At 38.7% G+C, this 22,341-nt stretch carries 28 protein-coding genes and 2 tRNA genes; 1 reads left to right on the top strand and 29 read right to left on the bottom strand.

From position 1 onward, the window contains the following. Positions 1–60: 60 nt before the first annotated feature. The 4 genes from IGL31_RS03690 to IGL31_RS03675 all read right to left on the bottom strand — a co-directional run bounded on the left by IGL31_RS03690 (position 61) and on the right by IGL31_RS03675 (position 2,884). Complete coding sequence (locus IGL31_RS03690; protein ID WP_010727502.1) at positions 61–780, bottom strand: ComF family protein; 720 nt, start codon at positions 778–780, stop codon at positions 61–63. Next, positions 777–2,087, bottom strand: coding sequence for a DEAD/DEAH box helicase family protein (locus IGL31_RS03685; RefSeq protein WP_086299811.1), 1,311 nt, complete (start codon positions 2,085–2,087; stop codon positions 777–779). The genes IGL31_RS03690 and IGL31_RS03685 overlap by 4 nt, the downstream gene beginning before the upstream one ends. 81 nt (positions 2,088–2,168) lie before the next feature. Next, a complete protein-coding gene (locus IGL31_RS03680) occupies positions 2,169–2,489 on the bottom strand; it encodes a PTS sugar transporter subunit IIB (protein WP_086299812.1) in 321 nt (106 codons plus the stop codon). Between the two features lie 107 nt (positions 2,490–2,596). Beyond that, a complete protein-coding gene (locus IGL31_RS03675; protein ID WP_002294988.1) occupies positions 2,597–2,884 on the bottom strand; it encodes a DUF7662 domain-containing protein in 288 nt (95 codons plus the stop codon). A gap of 126 nt (positions 2,885–3,010) precedes the next feature. Here IGL31_RS03675 and IGL31_RS03670 point away from each other — a divergent pair, with 126 nt between their 5' ends. Further along, entirely contained in the window at positions 3,011–3,655 is a 645-nt protein-coding gene (locus IGL31_RS03670) for a YigZ family protein (RefSeq protein WP_002296584.1), read from the top strand. A gap of 58 nt (positions 3,656–3,713) precedes the next feature. Here IGL31_RS03670 and IGL31_RS03665 read toward each other — a convergent pair whose 3' ends face one another. The 25 genes from IGL31_RS03665 to IGL31_RS03545 all read right to left on the bottom strand — a co-directional run bounded on the left by IGL31_RS03665 (position 3,714) and on the right by IGL31_RS03545 (position 22,201). Continuing rightward, a complete protein-coding gene (locus IGL31_RS03665) occupies positions 3,714–4,421 on the bottom strand; it encodes a GntR family transcriptional regulator (RefSeq protein ID WP_002292782.1) in 708 nt (235 codons plus the stop codon). A gap of 219 nt (positions 4,422–4,640) precedes the next feature. Then, positions 4,641–4,811 carry a hypothetical protein gene (locus IGL31_RS03660; RefSeq protein WP_002294990.1) on the bottom strand — a complete coding sequence of 57 codons (171 nt, stop codon included), beginning with the start codon at positions 4,809–4,811 and terminating at the stop codon, positions 4,641–4,643. 124 nt (positions 4,812–4,935) lie between these two features. Continuing rightward, positions 4,936–5,007, bottom strand: a tRNA-Gln gene (locus IGL31_RS03655). 6 nt (positions 5,008–5,013) lie between these two features. Beyond that, a tRNA-Tyr gene (locus IGL31_RS03650) sits at positions 5,014–5,094 on the bottom strand. Positions 5,095–5,181: 87 nt separating this feature from the next. Then, complete coding sequence (locus IGL31_RS03645) at positions 5,182–5,418, bottom strand: DUF2969 domain-containing protein (protein ID WP_002316425.1); 237 nt, start codon at positions 5,416–5,418, stop codon at positions 5,182–5,184. Between the two features lie 113 nt (positions 5,419–5,531). Further along, the gene (locus IGL31_RS03640) at positions 5,532–6,416 is read right to left on the bottom strand and encodes an ROK family protein (protein WP_086299813.1); all 885 of its coding nucleotides are present in this window, start codon (positions 6,414–6,416) and stop codon (positions 5,532–5,534) included. An 84-nt stretch (positions 6,417–6,500) separates the two neighbouring features. Further along, entirely contained in the window at positions 6,501–6,968 is a 468-nt protein-coding gene (locus IGL31_RS03635; RefSeq protein ID WP_002296580.1) for a GNAT family N-acetyltransferase, read from the bottom strand. Positions 6,969–7,151: 183 nt separating this feature from the next. Continuing rightward, the gene (gene yidD, locus IGL31_RS03630) at positions 7,152–7,448 is read right to left on the bottom strand and encodes a membrane protein insertion efficiency factor YidD (RefSeq protein ID WP_002289000.1); all 297 of its coding nucleotides are present in this window, start codon (positions 7,446–7,448) and stop codon (positions 7,152–7,154) included. 134 nt (positions 7,449–7,582) lie between these two features. Further along, the gene (locus IGL31_RS03625) at positions 7,583–7,759 is read right to left on the bottom strand and encodes a DNA-directed RNA polymerase subunit beta (RefSeq protein WP_002292789.1); all 177 of its coding nucleotides are present in this window, start codon (positions 7,757–7,759) and stop codon (positions 7,583–7,585) included. A gap of 12 nt (positions 7,760–7,771) precedes the next feature. Continuing rightward, a complete protein-coding gene (gene murA / locus IGL31_RS03620) occupies positions 7,772–9,073 on the bottom strand; it encodes a UDP-N-acetylglucosamine 1-carboxyvinyltransferase (RefSeq protein WP_086299814.1) in 1,302 nt (433 codons plus the stop codon). Between the two features lie 96 nt (positions 9,074–9,169). Continuing rightward, positions 9,170–9,400, bottom strand: a complete 231-nt coding sequence (locus tag IGL31_RS03615; RefSeq protein WP_002289004.1) for a DUF1146 family protein — start codon at positions 9,398–9,400, stop codon at positions 9,170–9,172. A gap of 590 nt (positions 9,401–9,990) precedes the next feature. Beyond that, positions 9,991–10,413 (bottom strand): F0F1 ATP synthase subunit epsilon, encoded by a 423-nt coding sequence (locus IGL31_RS03610; RefSeq protein WP_002289005.1) that lies wholly within the window; start codon positions 10,411–10,413, stop codon positions 9,991–9,993. A 13-nt stretch (positions 10,414–10,426) separates the two neighbouring features. Further along, entirely contained in the window at positions 10,427–11,833 is a 1,407-nt protein-coding gene (gene atpD / locus IGL31_RS03605) for a F0F1 ATP synthase subunit beta (protein ID WP_002289006.1), read from the bottom strand. 22 nt (positions 11,834–11,855) lie between these two features. Next, a complete protein-coding gene (locus tag IGL31_RS03600) occupies positions 11,856–12,758 on the bottom strand; it encodes a F0F1 ATP synthase subunit gamma (protein ID WP_002292792.1) in 903 nt (300 codons plus the stop codon). Positions 12,759–12,771: 13 nt separating this feature from the next. After that, complete coding sequence (gene atpA / locus IGL31_RS03595) at positions 12,772–14,328, bottom strand: F0F1 ATP synthase subunit alpha (RefSeq protein ID WP_002289008.1); 1,557 nt, start codon at positions 14,326–14,328, stop codon at positions 12,772–12,774. Positions 14,329–14,350: 22 nt separating this feature from the next. Next, entirely contained in the window at positions 14,351–14,893 is a 543-nt protein-coding gene (locus IGL31_RS03590) for a F0F1 ATP synthase subunit delta (protein ID WP_002289009.1), read from the bottom strand. Further along, positions 14,880–15,404, bottom strand: a complete 525-nt coding sequence (gene atpF, locus IGL31_RS03585; protein WP_002289010.1) for a F0F1 ATP synthase subunit B — start codon at positions 15,402–15,404, stop codon at positions 14,880–14,882. Before atpF ends, IGL31_RS03590 begins: the two co-directional genes overlap by 14 nt. A 90-nt stretch (positions 15,405–15,494) precedes the next feature. Further along, positions 15,495–15,710, bottom strand: a complete 216-nt coding sequence (gene atpE / locus IGL31_RS03580; RefSeq protein WP_002289011.1) for an ATP synthase F0 subunit C — start codon at positions 15,708–15,710, stop codon at positions 15,495–15,497. A 52-nt stretch (positions 15,711–15,762) separates the two neighbouring features. After that, entirely contained in the window at positions 15,763–16,482 is a 720-nt protein-coding gene (gene atpB / locus IGL31_RS03575) for a F0F1 ATP synthase subunit A (protein WP_002289012.1), read from the bottom strand. Between the two features lie 301 nt (positions 16,483–16,783). Further along, complete coding sequence (gene smpB / locus IGL31_RS03570) at positions 16,784–17,248, bottom strand: SsrA-binding protein SmpB (RefSeq protein WP_002289013.1); 465 nt, start codon at positions 17,246–17,248, stop codon at positions 16,784–16,786. 21 nt (positions 17,249–17,269) lie between these two features. Further along, positions 17,270–19,627: a ribonuclease R gene (gene rnr, locus IGL31_RS03565; protein WP_002299412.1), complete on the bottom strand. Its 2,358-nt coding sequence runs from the start codon at positions 19,625–19,627 to the stop codon at positions 17,270–17,272. A gap of 2 nt (positions 19,628–19,629) precedes the next feature. Further along, positions 19,630–20,385, bottom strand: coding sequence for an alpha/beta hydrolase (locus IGL31_RS03560; protein WP_002304573.1), 756 nt, complete (start codon positions 20,383–20,385; stop codon positions 19,630–19,632). A 102-nt stretch (positions 20,386–20,487) separates the two neighbouring features. Beyond that, complete coding sequence (gene secG, locus IGL31_RS03555) at positions 20,488–20,724, bottom strand: preprotein translocase subunit SecG (RefSeq protein WP_002289017.1); 237 nt, start codon at positions 20,722–20,724, stop codon at positions 20,488–20,490. Positions 20,725–20,841: 117 nt separating this feature from the next. Further along, complete coding sequence (locus IGL31_RS03550; protein ID WP_086299815.1) at positions 20,842–21,120, bottom strand: GNAT family N-acetyltransferase; 279 nt, start codon at positions 21,118–21,120, stop codon at positions 20,842–20,844. 112 nt (positions 21,121–21,232) lie between these two features. Next, positions 21,233–22,201, bottom strand: coding sequence for an alpha/beta hydrolase (locus IGL31_RS03545; protein ID WP_002289477.1), 969 nt, complete (start codon positions 22,199–22,201; stop codon positions 21,233–21,235). Positions 22,202–22,341 lie beyond the last annotated feature (140 nt).

Here is a 22,341-nt window from a genome sequence, read left to right as displayed (position 1 = left end):
TATTATATCGAACTCTAGGTTATTTGCAAATTAAATCGCTATCAAATTTCCACATCTAATTCATCTCGCCAAAGAAATAGTTCGGATGATTTTCGGCTGTGCGATCTGCAAACAATCTGCTGCGTGGAAAAGAGTCTGTCCTGTTGTATAGACATCATCAATAATCAATATTTTTTTATTTTGTATCTTAGAAAAGGTGACTGCAAGTTCAAAAGGTTGCGGCATCTCCAATCTTTCCTTTCGCGTGTTTTTTGCTTGAGCCAGCAGATGCTTCTCTCTTTTGAGTAGCATCTGAAAAGGAATTCTTGCTGCTTTCAACATCTCGCTTACTTGATTGAATCCTCTTTCTGTTCGCCTTTTTTCAGATAAAGGTATTGGACAATAGATGTATGTCGGGTATTCTTTTTTTATCTGCGTCCATTTATATGCAAAGGTGCCTGCTAGTCGGATATCTCCCATAAACTTGTATTGATTGAGCCAGGCCTTCATATTTTCATCGTACACAAAAAAGGCACGGTGCTGAAAATCATAGGTCGGATATTTCTTCTTCCATTCTTGACAGTCACTGCAGTAAACGGGAATAGACTTTACTTTCTTTTTCGTACTCTCTAGATTGAAATGGATTGGTTTTTGACAGCCAGAACAGCCTCTTGTTTCCAATAAATGAAATTGTGCGCGACAAACTGAACAAGTCTGAGGTAATCTGTATTTCGAAACACCAATAATCTCGCTGAATGTTAAATTTTGGACGATATCTTTACTGCAGCAACTGCACCTCACAGCATCTTCTTCCCTTCTTCATTCATTTCTTTGATTTCCTGACAAGCTTTTCGAATAGCTGCAGTTTTTTCTTCATAGAAAAAGTATACTTGACTGTTCGTATAAGGCCCTTTACGATCGGCTCTTCCTGCGATTTGTACCAAAGAAGATTTAGTAAAAACCGGATGATCCGCTCCTAAAACGATAACGGATATTCTTTCAAATGTGACTCCACGTTCAAGGATCATCGTGGTTAACAGTATGTCATATTTTGCTTCTCGCATTTTCTGGACTTTTTCCGCCCGCTGATTGTCTCTTGAAGAAACATCTGTGATCTCATATCTCGGAAGAGCCTCTTGAAGTGTGGCTTTCAAACGATGCATCATCGTGATACTTGGACAAAATAAAAGGATATGGTTTTCTTTAATTAATTGATGAATGATCCGCACCAAAGATTTTATCTTCTTGTTCTTGCATTTTTGTCGCCAATTATTCATGAAAACCAAGACGGGTTCAGGAAGCAAACGCCGATGAAAGCGTAAAGCAAGTTTGTGGATGTCAAACGTCTGCTTGATTTCCTTTAGTAACTTTTTATCAGGTGTGGCACTTAAGTAGATGAATCGTCCGTCTGGTTTAATCGCTGTTTGCACAGCATGAGCTAATCCTGCATCCCCGTTATAAGGAAACGCATCGATCTCATCGATCACTATTAAATCAAAGGACCGATAAAAACGGTATAGCTGATGAATCGTACAGATAACAAAAGAAGTAAAGGTATAAGCCGTTGCTGTATTCCCATGGAGCAACGTGATTTTTTCTTCTGGAAAAACATAACGATAGCGTAAAAACAATTCATTACAAACATCGACTCGCGGTGTACAAATCGCTACTCTTCCTCCAGCTTTTAAAGTTTCCACTAAAATAGGATAAAGCATCTCTGTTTTCCCTGCACCTGTTACAGCCCAAATAAGATGATGTCTTTTTTCTGAATGGCAAAGTATTCTCTTTGAGATTTCCGTTTGTTTTTCAGTAAGCTGTCCTGTCCAAAAAAAGACGACTTCTCGAGGTTTTGCTTCAGGCTGATCAAACAAATATAAATCTTGTTGAGTGTCGCATCGCCCTAAATATAGACAATGTGTACAAAAATAACCGTAATCTGCAAGCTGTCCATCAATGACGGACGTCCTCATTCCACAGCGATGACAAAGAATCCAGTTGCCCAAACGTTCCACTGCTGCGATCTTCTCATAATTTGGTAAATTTACCTCCTCACAGTCTATTGCTTTAATATCTCTCGTCAGAAGCCTTCTGCCCCAAAAATGATTCATATCATTCGCCCTAAAAAAATATACGAAAAAACAAGCAATCTTTTTTTTGGATTGCTTGTTCGATAGTTCTATATAATCTATTTATTCACCAATCAATGTAATTGCTTGTTCTAGTACTTTTTCGCCATTCATCATTCCATAATCAGCCATATTGATGACGTCTAAAGGAATGCCTTTTGGTTCCAGACGTTTTTCAAAATCAGCTTTCATAAAGCGAACTTGAGGTCCTAATAACAGTACATCTACATCTTTATTTGCAAGATTATTATCTGCATCAGAAGCTGACACAGCGAAAATATCAGAATCGATTCCTTTTGCTTCCGCAGCTTTTTGCATTTTTGTTACTAGTAAACTTGTGCTCATACCAGCCGAACATACAAGCATGATTGTTTTTTTAGCCATACTTTTCTCTCCTTTTTAAAACAAACTACGCAAACGTTTTCTTCGCGTCTGTTACTCTATTATATAAAAAGAAAGAAATTTGTCAACGTTTTCTAAACGCATTTTATTTAATCAAATAGCCAACTAGATTTCACTAATTTATTGAACACGACATATTCTTTGTCCAAATTGATGACAACTACTTCATAGCCTGCATTTATCCAGCCATAGGCACCTTTTTCAGGGTGTTTATAATCATTTGCCCACCAATCTGTACTTTCCCTTGCTGTTTTGGGAAGTCCGTTACTGGGAAACAGCAGTTCGTCAAATTGGGTAAAGGTCAACGTTACTTGAGAGCCGCCATTGTTCTTCAAATAATGCGTAATTGCATCGTACTTTTTCATTCGTTCCTGCATCCCCAGATCCACCTGCCTTTGTCTTTATTATCGCATACTACAGCAATTGCGCAACCGTTACAGTGTTGAAACAACCTAGAACTTTATTTATACTGAATAAAGAAAATGAAAAAAAGAGGTGACAAGATGATCGAGCGCTATCGTACAATAAAAGAAAATGGACAAAGTGAGATTGAGATCAAAAAATCACGCTTTATCTGTTCTCTTAGACGAATAGAATCAGAGGACCAAGCAAAAAGTTTCATTCAAGAAATAAAAAAAGAACATTGGAAAGCGAACCATAACTGCAGCGCCTTCATCATTGGAGAAAAAAATGAAATCCAGCGAAGCAGCGATGATGGAGAACCAAGTGGAACGGCGGGCGTACCGATGTTGGAAGTCCTCAAAAAAAATCAACTGATCAATGTAGCTGCAGTAGTCACTCGATATTTTGGAGGAACGAAACTCGGCACAGGCGGATTAATACGAGCATACACTCATGCGGTCTCTCAAGCATTGTCTGACATTGGAATCGTAGAAGGTACCTTGCAACAGGAGATCTCTGTGATGATCACGTATCCGCAACTAGGAAAATTACAGAATTATCTTGAACTCCAACATTTTTTTATAAAAGAAATCCAATATACTGATCAAGTTAGCGTCATCTGTGCTGTAGATGAAAAAAGTGCTGACCACTTTAAAGAATCCATCATTGAGCTGCTGAACGGACAAGTCCAATTTGAAGAGGGTCCTGTTTCTTATCACGAGCAACTGGTAACTGATCATATATAAAAACAGGTGATTCTGATTCTCTTTTATTTCTAATAAGGAATCAGGGATCACCTGTTTTTTATTTTTCCAAATAAAACTCAAAACGATTTCCTACGTATTGCGTACGCACATACTCAAACGGCGTACCGTCTTCAAAATAAGAAATCTGGCGCAAACGAAGAACTGCATCTCCTCGTTTTACCTCTAAATAGTCAGCAATTTTCTCAGAAGCCAACACAGCAGTAATCGTTTGATTCGCTGGACCGATCTTTTTCCCGCCTTTTTCTTCTAGCGTGCGATACAACGATTCAGTAATCTCTGCTTTGCTGTAGCCATCGATCAGCTTTTGTGGCACACTGGCAACTTCAAAACAAATAGGGACATCATCTGCGAAACGAATACGTTCCATTCGCAAGATCGTGTCATCTTTACTCAAGTTTAGTTTTTCCATTTCACTTGAGCTTGGCGAAGTCAAGAAATAAGAGATTGTCCGACTAGACGGTACTCGATTTTGCGATTCCATAATTTCTGTAAAACTTGTTGCACCAGACATTTTTTCTTGTACTTTTTCTCGCGCAACATATGTACCCGAACCGATCTTTCTTTCTAAGATTCCTTCATCTGCCAAGTTTTGAATTGCTTGTCTCAACGTCATACGGCTGACATTGAATTTCACTGCTAATTCTCTTTCTGAAGGAAGACGGTCTCCGACTTTCCATATACCTTGTTCGATTTCATTTTTTAATTGGTCATGAATCTGTATATATACAGGTAATTGATTCGACATAACGTACACCCGTCCTTTCGTTTCTTCTATTATAACTGGTATATACCTGATTCACAACTGAAAAAGATAAAGGTTTCTATCCATCAACTGAGGATTTAGACACACATCGTTCTTCCTACTCCTATTGTCAGAAACAATTTTTTAGATATGTTCAACCTAGAAAATAACAAAAGACCCTAAAATCGATGAAAATGCCGACTTATGGATCTTTTGTTATTATTAGCGGTTTTTAGCCATCCATTTTTTTGTATGATTCGTTGGGCGTTTTGATTTTACCTGGACCGCTTTTCCGCCTTTTTTCGGAATATTCACTTCAATATTGTATTTTTCTGATTTGACCAAATCATATAACTTTTCAGCTGCTTCGTCTACTTTTTCTTTCCATTTCATGTGGATCCCTCCAATTCTTGTAGTTAACTTAACTCTATCTTAAATCAGCAGAATCTTCAAGGAACAAGGTAGCAAAGCAAAAAAAAGAGCTCTCGAACTAACGAGAGCTTACGATTGTGGTATACTGGGGTAGCTGGATTCGAACCAACGCATGAGGGAGTCAAAGTCCCTTGCCTTACCGCTTGGCTATACCCCAATGAAATGGAGGAGAGTGGATTCGAACCACTGAACCCTAAGGAACGGATTTACAGTCCGTCGCGTTTAGCCACTTCGCTACTCCTCCGAAAGGTTTGTATCAACCTGACTTAGTTATAATACCTAATTTTCCAGATTTTTGCAACCCTTTATTGAAAGTTTTTTTGATATTTTTTTATTCGTGCAGATTCCAGTGTCGAATCACTGTTTCTATCGCATTTTCAAGACTTTTTTCTTTTCCAAAATCTTCTTCACCAAAGAAAATTTCATATTCTTTTGGCCCATAGGCTAAGATCTCACCAATCATTTTTTTCCCTATAAATAACTGAGTGACTTCATAATTCTTACCTTTGATATCTTTTTTCACTTCTTCTATACGCACTTCAATATCTTTATTTTTTTTTGACATCATTTTCACCTCTCAGATATTTTATCATACTGCAGCAAATAAAACATTCCTTAGGTAAAAATCTCCTATTCATTTCATTCACTTCTTTTATGCAAGCTGCACCTTCTCTAAAGCTCTTAATTCTCTCCTTGACGTACAGCGAGATAGTTTGCTGCTGCACCTACAAGATTAGCATCGTTTCTGTATTCACATAATAAAATCTGCGGTTCGAAATCATGCAGATCGAATTGTTCTGTCAGCTTCTTCATTCGGTTTTTGATCTCATCAATGAGCCCTTCTTTTGCAGAAACACCGCCGCCTAATACGATCACTTCTGGATCAAATGAAAATTGAATACTGAATAATCCCTTTGTAAGATACGTATAAAAACTCTCAACTTCTTCTTTTGCTATTGCATCTCCAGTTTCTGCTAATTCAAAGACATCTTTTCCGGTATAAGCATTTTTATCGAGACCTTTGCGTTCACAATAACGCCAAGCCATCTGTACCGCTGTACCAAGTTTACTGAATGTCTTATCGCCATTTAAGAACATCAACCCAAATTCTCCACCATAAAGATGTGCCCCTTTATTGATTTGTCCTTTCGTGAACAACGCCCCGCCAATCCCAGTTCCTGCCACAACAAAAGCAACATCTTGATAATCACGGGCAGCACCTTCATAAAATTCAGCCATTCCGGCACAGTTGGCGTCATTTTCAATCGTTACTGGGAGTTGAAACAGAGTTTCCAAATCTCGGAAAATATTAAATCCATGAATATAAGGAATCGCACTGATTCCCTCAATCACCTGTTTCTCATTATTCACTACTCCAGGAGAGCTGATTCCAATTCCTTCGACTTCAAAAGAAACGAGTATTTTTTTATAAACTTGAAATAATTGCGCTTTCATTTCTTCCCAAGATTCAGGCGTTGCAAATTGTCCCTTACCTTTAATCTCTTTGCCATCCCAACAACCATATTTGACAGCCGATCCACCAAAATCAAAAACTAATATTCCCATAAAAATATTCTCCTTTTTGTTTGCTAAAGCTATTGTAATGTATCTATTTAGCATTTGAAAGCATTTTCTCGAATTGAAAGTTTATTAGTTAAAGCTATTTTTAGGTAAGTGAATTGCTAAAATCACTTGATCCCTTAATTGATCTCCATTTTCAAAAATGGGCTCAGAGTAATGATGGATAAAATAGTCTTTGACTCGACCAATCTCCACATAGCCCATTTTTTGATAGAGATGTAACGCCGCACTGCTAGTACTGCCGGTTCGTATGATGATCTGAGTTTGACTGGAAGCGAGTTGTGAAAGCTTCTGAAAAGCTGTCTCAAGTAATTTTCCGCCAATCCCCTTTCCTTGATACGTTGGGGCTACTGCTACATTGACGATTTCGTATTCTTTTTCCCTTGCCACATAGATCAGTACACCTATTGTTTTTTCTTTTTCTTTCCATATCCAGCCACTCCCTCTGGAAACATATACTTGAACTTTTTCTTTATCAGGATCTGCATCTAATAACAAGGACCATGGTAAATCTTTCTTGTTTAGTTCTTCGATCATTTTTTGTCCCCCATATAAGTAGTTGCGGAGTTGTTACTTTGACAATAAATTTCCTCTTTTTCTTTATCGCTCAGTGCTACTCGTATTTTTCACAACCTTTTTTTGACGGTGTTCAAAATCCAACACTTCGGCAATAACTCACAATTTTGCAAAATATGAGAAGCTATTTTCCAAATTGTTTCTTTATCGCTCAGTGCTACCCGTATTTTTCACAACCTTTTTATAATCTGGTTCTTTTTTATCTTTCTTATTTCGCGTTAATCGGAATGTCAATGGTACATAATCGATACCGCCTTTGACAAAAGGATGACAGCGTAAGATCCGTGCAGTCCCCATTACCGTCCCTTTTAGCGCACCATGGGTTTGAATTGCTTTTATCATATAATTGGAACAGGTTGGGTAATAACGGCAGCTAGGTGGAAATGCAGGCGAAATAAAGCGCTGATATCCTCTAACTAAATAAATCAATATCTTCTTCATCAATTAGATTCCTTCTTTTCTTTTACTAAAAAAAGGGATCGCGACTAACGTCAACGTTCCCTTCTGTTTTCTTTTATCATGTTCTGCTTCATGGCTCACTTCATATCGACTAGAACCACTGTGATTCTTATTTATCAATGAAAAAAGTCTCGAATATGAATCCACAAACTTGGCTGGAATACTTTAAATGGATTGCCGCCACCGATGACACCATATCCGATCATCGTTCCGGCCACAAAAAGAAGGATAAGCAATAAGATCACCACTAAAATCTTTATCAAAGTTAATAAGATATATCGTTGGTTACTCATTCAGCCACTTCCTTAAGCAATCGTTTGTGCTGTTTTTTCAGCAGAAGTTTGATCCATGTCTACACGTTCAACGTCTGCACCTAATTGCTGTAGTTTGATATGGAAATTATAATATCCACGGTCTAGATAATTCAAGTTACGCACACGTGTGATTCCATTTGCTTTCAAGCCAGCTAAAACTAATGCTGCTGCTGCCCGCAAGTCTGTTGCATATACTTCTGCACCTTGCAATTCATGGTTTCCATCCATGATTGCTACATTTCCGTCGATTTTGACATGAGCGTTCATACGGCGCATCTCTTCTAAATGTTGGAAACGATTTTCAAACACTGTTTCAGTCACTACACTTGTACCTTCTGCAACTAATTGGATAGCTGTCATTTGAGCTTGCATATCTGTAGGGAAACCAGGATGAGGCATCGTTTTTACATCTGTAGGTAAGATATGTTTTGGTCCGATGACACGGACTCCGCCTTCTTCTTCAATGATTTCTGCACCCATTTCGATCAATTTAGAAATCAATGGGCGGTTATGTTCAGAGATAGCATCTGCAATCAGCACATTGCCTTGTGTCATTGCAGCAGCAACCATAAAGGTACCTGCTTCGATACGATCTTGTACGATTGAGTGGTTGACTGCATGTAAATGATCCACGCCTTCAATACGCATTGTTTCAGTACCAGCTCCATAGACTTGAGCGCCCATTTTATTCAAAATGTTTGCTAAATCAACGATTTCTGGTTCGCGAGCTACGTTTTCAATGATGGTTGTTCCTTTTGCTTTTACGGCAGCCATCATGATATTTTGAGTAGCACCTACACTAGGGAAATCTAAATAAATCGTGTTACCGATCAATTCATCCGCAATTGCTTCGATATAGCCGTTTTTTTGAATAATTTTTGCTCCTAAAGCTTGAAATCCTTTTAAATGCAAATCGATTGGTCGTTTACCAATCGCACATCCACCAGGCATAGCTACTTTTGCATGTCCATTTCTGGCAAGTAGCGGACCCATCACAACGATTGAAGCACGCATTTGACTAACATACTCATAAGGCGCTTCGATTTCTAATTGTCTTGAAGCGTCGATTGTTACTTGATTCTTTTGTTCATCAAAATCTACATCTACGTTTAAGTGACGAATCACTTGATTCATAGTGAAGACATCAGAAAGAATCGGAACGTTGTCTAATGTCGTAATACCTTCTTCTGCTAACAAACTAGCAGCTAAAATAGGCAAAACAGCATTTTTAGCTCCTTCAATTCTTATTGTTCCATTTAATTGATTGCCACCTCTTACGATGATCTCTTCCATGTTGTTCCCTCCAAAAAATTCCAATGAGCATACACTTACTCAAAATCTTTTCTATTATAACATCCTTGCTTTTAAAATAGTACCTTTTTTTAAAATTTACAGGCTAACGAAAAGATTTCGGCATAAAGCGATAACTTCTAAGAAAAAATTACTTGCAGTGTACCCTAAAAAAATTGAAAAAAGTACGATTGCCATTCTAATTTGCGTATTATGCATTGGTCTGAAAAAAGTTTCAATGCGTAACGAACGTAAAGACCAGAAGGCTAAGTAGATAAACGCCAAATGACTCACGATTCGAAGCACCGCATCAATTCCGTATACTTGCATAATGACGTCCTTTCTAACGATTGTTTTATAATAACTAATAAAATGATAATACCATAAAATGTATAAAAGGAAAAACAAGTATACTTAAAAATATAGGAATCCCCTTACATTTTTTAGGAAATAAATGCTAAAAATATGCAAAAAAAGGGACTGAGACAAAAGTCTTGTCGCAGTCCCTTATTCCAAATAAACGGTGTTCAATCATCTGACCCTCGGTATTAGCTCAAAAAACGGCAAAATATGAGGAACTATTTTCCATTTGTTTCTCTAATACTCAGGACAAAACGCTGATTTTACAACCTCTGATATACGGTGTTCAAAAGCTTGCATCTGCGGTAATAAGTCCAACCAAACGAAAAATATAAGGAGCTATTTTTGTTTAGCTGTTCTTATTACTTGATGCAGGGCAGCTTTTTCACAACCTCTGATATACGGTGTTCCAGAAGTAGCTTCTTCGAAAAATAAGCTGAGATTTCACAAAAATTTGAGAAGCAATTTTCGTAAATTCCTTCTTATGTCTTGAAGCTGACCACTTCTGTCATAACCTCTTTTTACTGTTCTTAAACACGGATAAACATCCGCATCTCATTTTATGAGTGCTTAGATACTTTGATACGATTGATTGCTCGGTGCAACGCAACAGTTGCCCGTTTCAATTCGTTCGTATCTTGTTTTGCTTTTGCTTCTTCGATTTGGCGTTCTGCACGTTGTTTTGCACGTTCTGCACGAGATACATCGATATCACGTTCACGTTCCGCACTATCAGCAACGATTGAAACAACATTATCACGAACTTCCATGATTCCGCCATTAACAGCGATCCAATCGACGTGGGTATCTGAATCTGTTCGTTTTACGCGAACTTCATCAATCGTCAATGGAACGATGATTGGTGCATGTTTAGGCAAAATCCCAAGCTCACCAGCTGTCGTACGTGCAACGACGATAGCTGCATGGTGATCATAGACCAAACCGGCAGGAGTTACCACATTTACTGTTAAATATTGATCCATGGGGCACCCCTTTCTAGTAGCCTAGTGTTTTCGCTTTTTCTACGACGTCTTCGATTCGGCCAACACTTCGGAAAGCTTCTTCAGGAAGATCATCGTATTTGCCTTCCAAGATTTCGCGGAATCCTTTCACTGTTTCTTCTACAGGGACATATGAACCTGGAAGACCAGTAAATTGTTCAGCCACGTTAAAGTTTTGTGACAAGAAGAATTGGACTCTGCGGGCACGAGAAACTAACACTTTTTCTTGATCGGATAATTCATCCATACCTAAGATAGCAATGATATCTTGTAATTCACGATATCGTTGCAATACGTGTTGGACTTCTGTTGCTACTTTATAATGTTCTTCTCCCACGATTTCAGGTGCTAAAGCACTTGAAGAAGAAGCCAATGGATCTACCGCTGGATAAATCCCTTGTTCTGTTAATTTACGTTCCAAGTTGGTTGTCGCATCCAAATGGGCGAATGCTGTTGCCGGCGCCGGGTCAGTGTAGTCATCGGCTGGCACATAGATTGCTTGGATCGATGTGATCGAACCTTTTTTCGTAGATGTGATACGTTCTTGCAATTGACCCATTTCTGTTGCCAATGTTGGTTGATAACCAACCGCAGAAGGCATCCGTCCTAACAAGGCTGATACTTCAGATCCAGCTTGAGTGAAACGGAAAATGTTGTCGATAAACAACAGTACATCTTGACCTTCTACATCACGGAAATATTCCGCAATCGTCAAACCAGTCAAAGCAACACGCATACGTGCACCTGGTGGTTCGTTCATTTGTCCGAACACCATGGCTGTTTTTTCGATAACTCCTGAATCTTTCATTTCATAATACAAGTCATTACCTTCACGAGTACGTTCACCTACACCGGTAAATACAGAAATACCACCATGTTCTTGGGCGATATTATGGATCAGTTCTTGGATCAGTACGGTTTTACCAACACCGGCACCACCGAATAGTCCGACTTTCCCACCTTTTAAATATGGGGCAAGCAAATCGATAACTTTGATCCCTGTTTCCAAAATTTCTGTACTTGTACTTAATTCGTCAAAGGCTGGTGCTTTTTTATGAATTTCGCTTCTTTCCGCATCTTCTGGGAAAGGTGTTTCTAAATCGATCGTATCTCCTAGTACGTTGAATACGCGACCTAATGTTTCTTTACCTACAGGAACAGAGATTGCTTTGCCTGTATCAATGACTTCCATTCCTCTTTGTAAACCATCTGTTGATTCCATCGCAATGGTCCGGATCACTCCGTCCCCTAATTCTAACGCTGCTTCAAGAACAACTTTTGATTTATTTTCGTCATTTTTATAAACAACTAATGCGTTGTTGATATCTGGTAAGGATTGGTCTAAAGAAAATTCCACGTCGACAACGGGACCGATTACTTGAACAATCTTGCCTGAACTCATCTTTTTTCCTCCAATCTCAATACTATTCTAGTGCCGAAGCTCCGGCAACAATTTCGGTAATTTCTTGGGTAATAGCCCCTTGTCTTGCACGGTTGTAAGAAACCGTCAGCTCATCAATGATATTAGCAGCATTATCAGTTGCTGTTTTCATTGCTGTCATACCAGCAGCATGTTCTGCTGTTTTGGCGTCAACGATCGCACCGTAGATCAAACTTTCAGCATACTGAGGCAATAACTGAGACAAGATTTCTTCTTTTGAAGGTTCAAAAATATATTCTTGTTCGAAAGTAGTTGCTTCTTCTGGATCTAAGTCTGAGATTGGCAGCATTTTTTCTACACGAAACTGACTAGTTAGCGAATTGATATGATGGTTATAACATACGTATAATTCATCGAATACTTCGTTTTGGTACATAGTTGTTGCCATATTTACGATTTTGCGGACTTCATCAAAGCTTGGCTGATCAGATAGATTGCGCAGCTCATATGCTAGATTGATACCGCGTGCTTTAAAGAAGTCTGCACCAGTTCCGCCAATTGCGATCATCACGTAATCATCGGGTGATTGGTGGTCTTCTTCTAAAATAGACATCGTTTGTTTCAATATCGAGCTGTTATATCCACCGACTAAACCGCCATCTGCAGTGATGACGATATAACCAGTTTTCTTAACAGGACGGCTGAGCAGCATGCTGTTGTAATTGATATCCCCTCTAGGATTTTCTGAGGCAATATCATTTAACTGAGTAGCAGTCAAATGCGTAACGATTTCTCTTACTTTTGTTGCATAAACCTGAAACTTCTGTGAAGAAGCTTCAGATTTTGTCAACTTAGAAGCAGACACCATCTGCATTGCCCGCGTGATTTGGCTCGTTTTTTTCGTTGAAGCGATACGTGTCTTGATTTCATTTAATGAAGCACCCATTCATCTCACCTCACTATGCATTTTGAATGGATTTCAATTTATCTTCTGTAGAGGAATTATTTCCTTTTGTAGCTAAGAACATGTCTTTATATTCCTGAATCGCACTGTTCAACGCTTCTTCTTCTGGAAGATCTTTTGTTGTACGGATTGTTTCAAAGATATCTGAATGATTGGTATCCAGATATTCGAATAATTCATGTTCGAAGTCTAAAATACTGTCTACAGGGATACTATCTAAGAATCCATGTGTCAAAGCATACAAAATCACTACTTGTTTTTCAACAGCTAGCGGTGCATGCAATTTTTGTTTCAAGATTTCTACTGTACGGCGTCCACGATTTAGTTTTGCTTGTGTTGCTGCATCCAAGTCAGAACCGAATTGTGTAAATGCTTCTAATTCACGGTAACTTGCTAAGTCTAGACGTAAAGTCCCAGCAACTTTTTTCATTGCTTTGATTTGCGCAGAACCCCCTACACGAGATACAGATAGTCCGGCATCAACCGCTGGACGAGTACCTGCGTAGAACAAGTCGCTTTCTAAGAAGATTTGTCCATCAGTGATCGAAATAACGTTTGTTGGGATATAAGCAGAGATATCTCCAGCTTGTGTTTCAACAAATGGTAAGGCAGTCATTGAACCGCCACCTAAATCATCACTTAATTTTGCTGCACGTTCCAATAAGCGTGAGTGTAAGTAGAAAACATCCCCTGGATAAGCTTCACGACCTGGTGGACGGCGAAGTAGCAAGGAAAGTTCACGATAAGCAACAGCTTGTTTTGAAAGATCATCAAAAATGATCAAGACATGTTTCCCGTTGTACATGAACTCTTCACCCATTGCAGTACCAGCATATGGTGCGATATAAAGCAACGGCGCTGGTTGAGACGCACCGGCATTCACAACGATTGTGTAATCCATTGCGCCATATTTTTTCAATGTTTCAACTTGTGTACGAACTGTAGAATCTTTTTGTCCGATTGCTACATAGATACAGATCATATCTTGACCTTTTTGGTTGATGATCGTATCGATCGCAATGGAAGTTTTCCCTGTTTTACGGTCACCGATAACTAATTCACGTTGGCCGCGTCCGATTGGTACAAGAGCGTCGATTGCTTTTAGACCTGTTTGCATTGGTTCGTTAACAGATTTACGTTGCATAACGCCTGGTGCCATTGCTTCTACTGGACGAGCTTTGTCAGTAACGATTTCACCTAGTCCGTCGATTGGCTGACCTAGCGGATTAACTACCCGTCCGATCAAGGCCTCTCCAACTGGAACTTCCATGATCTTTCCTGTTCGTTTTACTTTATCTCCTTCACGAATGGACTCGAAATCGCCAAGGATAATGATACCTACATCATTTGATTCTAAGTTTTGCGCCATTCCGTATGAGCCATTTGAAAATTCAAGCAACTCACCACTCATCGCGTTTTCTAAACCATGTGCACGAGCGATCCCGTCACCTACATAAGTTACGGTACCGATTTCTTCGACTGAAAGCACGTTTTGATAATTTTCAATTTGTTCTTTAATCAAGGCACTAATTTCTTCTGCTTTGATGGCCATTCGATTCACCTACCTCTTTGTACTATCTATTTAATTGATTACGCATATTTTCTAATTGCGTGCGAATGCTTCCGTCGATTACTCGATGGTTAGCTTCAACAATCGCGCCACCAATAATAGAAGAATCAACGATTTGTTTTAATTCGACTGATTGATAGTTCATTGTTTTTGCAACATTCTTTTCTAATTGTATTCGTTGTTCGTCTGAAAGTGGAACTGCTGTTGTGACACTTCCCAACAGCAAACCTTGATGTTCATCATATCGACGTTCATATTCTTCGATCATGAACAAAAGATCATCCATTCGGTTATACGCATAAACAACTTCTAAAAAGTTTTTAACGATTCCATCATAGCCACTAACAAGCTTGTCCATGATTTCTCGTTTTTCATGAGGTTCTAGACGAACATCACTTAACATATTACCTAATCCAGGTACTTGTTCATAGATTTGACGTAAGCTTACGAGATCTTGATAGATTTCTTCTGCTTGATTTGAATCGATCGCCAGTTCAAATAAAGCTTTCCCGTAACGTCTTCCTACTGTATATTTATCTAGTTTCATTTGAAGAACCTAGACCTTCGATATATTGATTGATTAATGATTCGTGCATTTCTGGAGATAATTCTTTGTTCAAGATTTTTTCCGCGATTTGAAGAGATAGTTCTGCAACATCGTCTTTTACAGAGTTCAGCGCTGAATCACGTTCTACAGTGATATCAGCTTGGGCTTTACTTTTTAGACGAGCTGCTTCTTCTTGAGCATCCTTCAAAATATTTTGGCGGCTTAATTCTCCACTTTCTTTCGCATTTTTGATGATATCAGCTGCATCAGAACGAGAGGCTAACAATTGTTGTTCGCGTTCTTGTTCCATTTTCGCTGAGTTGATGCGAGATTGTTCTGCAGAATCCAAATCATTGGCGATCTTGTCTTCACGTTTTTTCAAAATATCGCTGATTGGTCCCCAAGCAAAATGCTTCAAGAGAGCCAGTAGTATCAAAAATGAGCCGCTGACAACGATGACATTTCCTAACATCGCATTGCCAACTTCTGCAATTGCCAATTGATTCAGCATAGGCGAGCCTTCCTTTCTTTGAAGTACTTCTAGTTTTCATGTAAAAAAGCAGTAACAAACCAAATTGTTTCTGCCTTAATACTGATTCAATTAAACACCAAAAACTAGAATCAAGGCGACAACTACCCCTAAGATAGGAACAGCTTCGACTAGAGCTACCCCGATAAACATTGTTGTACGGAATTGACCAGACATTTCAGGTTGGCGAGCCATTGATTCGATTGTTTTAGAGATAACTTGACCGTTACCATAACCGGCTCCGATTGCTGCTCCCATGATTGCGATTGCTGCTGCGATATAATTCATAATTGTTTTCCTCCTAAATTAGATAAATAGTAGTTTGTTTTTAAAACGAATATTATTCTTCCACTTCAATCTTATGGCTCATATAAACCATAGATAAAGTAACGAAGACAAATGCTTGGATGCTTCCGATAAACAAGGAGAATGCGATCCAGACCATCTCTAATGGAATTGCTAACGGCAATGAGAACCAGCCTAAGCTTATTACCATTTTTGCAATCAAGGTTAGCAAAACTTCCCCCGCATAAATATTCCCATAAAGACGTAAAGCAAGTGTTAATAAGTTTGTAAATTCTTCAATCAGTTTCATCGGAAACATAAAACTATATGGTTTCAAGAACGAATTTACGAAATATCCTTTGAAGCCTAACTTTTTCACCCCAAATAAGTGAGTAAGTAAGATCATTATAAATGCCAAAGTTAAAGTAACAAACGGGTCTGCTGTCGGGCTTTTCCAAAGTGTTGTTTCGTTAGGTAAAACGATTTTTGTTACTAAACCGATGTTGTTTGCAACAAAAACAAATAAAAACAATGTAAATGCCAACAAATGGAAATTGCTCAATTCTTTTCTAGGCAGATTATCTGTTACGATTCCTCGACTAAAATCAATGACCCATTCTATCGCATTTTGTTTGCCTGTTGGTTTCAACTTAAGATTTCTTGTAAAAAAGTAAGCTAAGAAGAAAACAATCAAACAGGTCAGTAACACCATTATACAAACTGTACCATCAAACCAAATTGGTCCAATGTGGAACGTTAGCGAGCGTTCATCCAATCCATTTCACCTCTTTTCCCCGAAATTCACATAAAATCAATTCATGTGCGTATCTGGTTTTTTCCAATCGGTTTCTAACCACACGGTATCATACCACCATGAAACAGAAAATTCAAAACATTTTCATGAAAATTAGACACTTTTTTATTTCAGTCAAAAACGAAGCGAATTTTTCTTTATACACGGTGCTCCTGATCTAAGAAAAAACCTATGATAATCATGTTTTATCAGATTAAATGCTAACAAATTTTATCATTAAGTAAAAGCAAAAGCACCGAATATGCGAAAAAGGATAATGAAATTATCTAGAGAAATTTTTTAATGTTCGATCAATTTGTCGATCGATATCTTTTCGTTTCAAATCTTCCCGTTTATCATACGATTTTTTCCCTTTTGCCAGACCAATCAATACCTTGGCATAGCCGTTACGAATATAGACTTTTAAAGGAACAACAGTGATCCCAGTATTTTTCAATTCATTTTCAAGACGGATGATTTGTTTTTTGTGTAATAATAACTTTCTCGTGCGCAACGGATCATGATTAAAAATATTTCCTTGTTCATAAGGACTGATATGAACATTATGCAAGAAAGCTTCTCCGTTGCGGACGCGAATAAATCCATCTTTTAGATTGATCCGGCTGTTTCGTATCGACTTGATCTCGGTTCCTTGCAAGACCATCCCTGCTTCCATCGTGTCGATGATCGAATAATCATGGCGAGCTTTCTTGTTTTGTGCAATTAATTTTCCCTCGCCTTTTGGCATAGCTGTTTCCTCCAACTCATTTTATTTTTTCTTTTTCTTCTTTTTAACACCTTTGTAAAATGGCTTCTTCCCTTTTTTCTTACCGAACGTTTGCTTACTATCGCTATATCGTTTGTTCTTCTTGCCATTTCTTTCTGGGCGTTTTCCTGCTTGTTTTCCTTCGCGTTTTCCTGATTTTCCATTTCGTATTTTTGGCCGTTCCAACGCTGTAACCTCTTCTGCGGAAACAAGTTCAAAATCTACTGCCCGTTCATCTGGATCAGCTTTGACTACTTTTACTCGCACTTTCTGTCCGATTTTAAAAGTCAGACCAGTTCTTTCACCTACAAGAGCTAAATGATTTTCAACAAAATGGAAGTAGTCCTGTTTCAATTCATTGATATGGATCAATCCTTCTACTGTATTCGGCAGTTCGATAAACAGGCCGAATTTCACAACAGAGCTGATGATCCCATCGAATTCTTCTCCCACTTTGTCCATCATGAATTCTGCTTTCTTCATGGAATCTACTTCACGTTCTGTTTCTACTGCACGACGTTCCATCTTAGAACTATGATCTGCAATTTCAGGAAGTTCCGCAGCCCACGAACTTTGATTGCTTTCACTTTTATCTTCACTGTAAGAACGGATCAGACGATGGACGATTAGATCGGGATAGCGTCGAATAGGAGATGTAAAGTGTGTGTAGTAATCTGCCGCTAAGCCATAATGCCCAAAATTGTCTTCTGAATAGCGTGCTTGTTGCATGCTTCTTAGCAACATAGTATTGATAACTGCAGCTTCTGGTTTGTCTTCTACTCCTTCGATCACATGCTGTAAATCTTTTGGTGTGATCGTTCCTTTCGTTCCTCGGACCAGAATGCCCAAAGCTGAAGCAAAATCAAAGAAGCGCTGCATTTTTTCTTCTTTTGGCTGTTCATGGATTCGGTAAATAAACGGCAGATTTAATTTATTATAATGTTCAGCTACCGTTTCATTGGCCGCAAGCATGAAAGATTCGATCAAGCGTTCACCAATTCCTCTGCTTCTTAGCTGGATGTCATTTGGGTGTCCTTCAGCATCAACAAGGATTTTCGCTTCGCGATCCTCAAAAGAAATCGCGCCACGTTTGATTCGCATCGTTTCAAGGATTCGATGCAATTCACCCATTTCTTGGAACATAGGTACGAGCTGAGCATAGCGTTGCATCGTTTCTTCGTCTTGATCTTCTAAGATTTGATTGACAGCTGTGTAGGTCATCCGTTCTGTTGTTTGGATCACACTTGGGAAAATATCATGAGAGACTACTTGTCCATTTGGATCAATCTCCATTTCGCAACTCATGGTCAGCCTTGGAACATGGGGATTCAGTGAACAGATACCATTCGATAAACGTTGCGGGATCATCGGAATCACTCGATCAGTCAAATATACACTTGTCCCTCTTTCATATGCTTCTCTGTCCAATTGACTGCCTTGTGTCACATAGTAAGAAACATCTGCAATGTGTACTCCAAGAAAATAATTACCGTTATCTAATTTTTTAACCGTAACTGCATCATCTAGATCTTTTGCATCTTCTCCATCAATCGTAACAATGAGCTGATTTCTTAAATCTCTACGTCCAGTTATATCCTTTTCGCTGATTTGATCTGGAACTTCATCTGCTTCAGACAATACATCATCAGGAAATTTCGTAGGGATACCATTAGCCACGACAATTGAGAGGATATCCATGCCAGGGTCATTCTTATGACCAATCACTTGCTTGATTATCCCTTCTAAACTAGTCGCATACCCTTTTTCAGGGTAATGGGTCAGTTCGATCAGCACAATACTTCCGTCAACTGGACGAACTCCCTCTGCTGCTGCATATACTTTAAATTGGTTGAGCTTTCTATCTTTCGGGATAACAACGCCGTAAAGATCCGTTTCTTGTATTTCTTCTTCTGAATAAGCAACGAATTCCCCTGCTAACTGAGTAGTCGCCCGGTCTCGAATCTCGACTACTTTCCCCTCTGCTCCGCGATCCATATCTGTATTTGCTCGCTTCATGATATCGATTGCTACGGTGTCTCCATCCATTGCAAAACCAGTCGCTTCTTTTGGGATATAGATGTCATCTTCTTCGGGATCAATCGTTACAAATCCAAATCCTCGTTCATTTGCTCGAAATGTTCCTTCGATCAAGATTGGTTTTAAAGGAAGTTTCACTTTTCCTTTTTTATTGAAAACTATACTCTGTTCTCTTTCCATTTGAGCAATCGTTTGTACTAGTAATTTAAAATCATCGCTTTTTTGGAACCCTAAACCTTCAGCGATTTCTTCCATAGAAAAACTGCGTTTGCGACTGCTTTCCATGAAAAAGAGAATTTTCTCTTTTATCGTTTCTTTTGTCATATTTATTCCTCATTCCAAGGTAATTTTTCTAAAAATTCCAAGACGTCTTTTTCTAATTCGCGTCTTGCTGTACCAACTGTAATCACATGACCACTTTCAGGATACCATTGAAGTGTCACTCGCTGACGGCTCAACTTGCGTGCAGTTTCAAATACGCCATTAGGGTCGATCATTTCATCTTTCCCAGCTTGAGCTAAAAATATCGGCTGTTGGATATCTGACAACCTACTTTCTACGATTGCTGCCTGATCTTGTATATCCATTAATTGTTGTTCAGCTAACGAGCGGTAAGCAACTGCTTTTTCATTGATTTCTTTCTCTGATTTACCTGCTGTCTTCAGCACTTGACGTACGTATTTTTCAAAGTTTTCAGGCACGTTTGTTTTTACAGGAGACAAAGGCGAACAGAAAAAACCGCCGCCAATCACTGATTCTTCTTCTAGTGCTCGTACAGCAAAGATGCCGCCCATTGATAATCCTAATACGGCAATATCAGAAAACTGCTCAGACTGTAAAAAATGGATGGCTTTTTTAGTGTCTGCCCACCAGCTTTCTGCTTTTTCTTGCAAAATATCATATGGCTCCATTGTTCCGTGTCCTTTAAAAAGCGGCGCATAAACTGTATAATCTGCTTTTTCCAAAAATCGTGCGAGCATTCGAACATCGTTTGGACTTCCTGAGTAAGCGTGAAGCAGCAAAACCGCTCGCTTTCCATGTTTTGCATAAAGGGGTTTTGGTAATTGTCTCACTCGTCTCACCTCTTTCGCCTCATTTTACCATAGTTTCTTTCATAACTTCTTCTTAAGCGTTCTCTTTGCAATAAAAAAAGCCGCCCGCCGTTTTGCGAGAGGCTTATTCAACTACTTCGAAGATAAATATGCTAGGACAAATAATAAGATCATCCAGATAGCTCCCATAACTGCAGTTGATCGCTGCATGACAGCTTCAAAGCCGCGAGCTTTTTGTTTGCCGAATAGTTGATCCGCACCGCCGGTAAATGCACTCGCTGCACTATTTTGCTTGCTTGGCTGCATCATAATCGCAATGACCATAACAATCGATAAAACGATCACGATTCCCAAAATTAAATTATACATATCGCAGCCTCCTTCCCAAAAGATATCGTCTCTTTAACTTTATCATAGATAAAAGTCCGTGACAACTCTATATAAATGGAATAACAGCTGAAAGTTCAAAACTTTCAGCTGTTATTCTTATGACTGACGTAAGACGTCTTGATATTCTGGTTTCTTTTCAAACTCTTTTTTTGCATAAGGGCATAAAGGAATGATCTTTTTCCTGTCTCGTCTTGCTAATTCTACTCCAGTATACACTAGCTTTTCAGCTAACTTTTGACCACGATATGCTGGATCTACAAATGTATGGTCAATGATCATGATGTCTGGGCCCGCATCTGACCATGTCATTTCTCCGATCTCTTGTTGTTCATCATTGAATAAAGCAAGACGATTTTTTTCTTCTTTGATTTCCATATGCCGCACTCCTCAAATAACTGATATTTTTTTATTCCTACCTTATTTTAGCAGTCTCCTGATCTATAAACAATTATTTATCCTCGAATTACTTACAAAAAAGAAGAGAAAATTAATTCATCGTTATTCTTTGTTCAATAAATGAAAAAATCACTGTCCAATAGGTTTTCGGATCTTTCATCGATGCTTCCAAGTGTTCTGCTTCTGGAACAAGCAGCAGTGCTTTATCCCCTGCCGTAGCATTTTGAATCGTGTACGCTGCTTCTGTAGGGACAAAATGATCTCTTTCACCATGGATGACTAATAAAGGCAGATGATTGCTGCCAAGCTGTCTCGTAGCTGATGCTTGCTTTAAGGAGTAACCGGCGTATTTCTGGGCATAATGATTCGCATATCTCATGACCATTTTTTTAGGAAAGACAGTGATTTTACTTAACATATATCGGAATTCTGCATAAACAGAAACATATCCGCTGTCTAAAATAAATCCTTTGACCGCTGATGGAAGTTTTTCACCACTTGCCATCATGATCGTAGAAGCTCCCATTGATCCGCCGTGTAAAATAATGGACGCATTCGGCTGTTCATCTAAGATGAGTTGGATCCAGGCAATTAAATCTAGCCGATCTAGCCATCCCATTCCGATGATTTCTCCTTCACTTTCTCCGTGCGCACGTAAATCAGGTACAAGAACGTTGAATCCTTTCTCTGCATATCTTTTACCTATATGAGACATGTCTCTTTTCCCTGTGCTTCGGTAATCATGTACGCAAATGACCCATTTATTCTGCTTATTTGGATGGATGAACATCTGACCAGCTAGTTTCAACCCGTCATAACTTTTGATTGTTTTGGGTGTTCCCTGCTCCCAAAAGCTTTCACACTCTTCTTCTAATTTTTGTCGTTTTTTTTCTACTGACGTGACTGCAGCAGGGTCCATCAAACGATGACCAGTGTCTTCATACCAGTCATATCCTCTCTGTACTCCCGCTCTTACTAATTTCTTTGCATAAAAATAAGAAAGAAAATGGTAACTGATCCCTATAATTATCAGAATAAGAATGAAATAAAAAATAACCATTGTACACCCGCCGCTTTCTGCCAAACTATAATCTAACTATTATCCAATGTACCGATCCATAGGATTCTTTATTTTCGGCACACGTAAATTCCATTTCTTTTTCATTGTATCATTTACTTAAAGTTCTCCTCAATAGATTT

The sequence above is a fragment of the Enterococcus sp. MSG3290 genome (genome assembly GCF_050555565.1).
Taxonomy (GTDB): Bacteria; Bacillota; Bacilli; order Lactobacillales; family Enterococcaceae; genus Enterococcus_B; species Enterococcus_B faecium.
The sequence above is the reverse complement of the archived record's forward strand: the minus strand, read 5'-3'. Positions and strand labels throughout refer to the sequence as shown.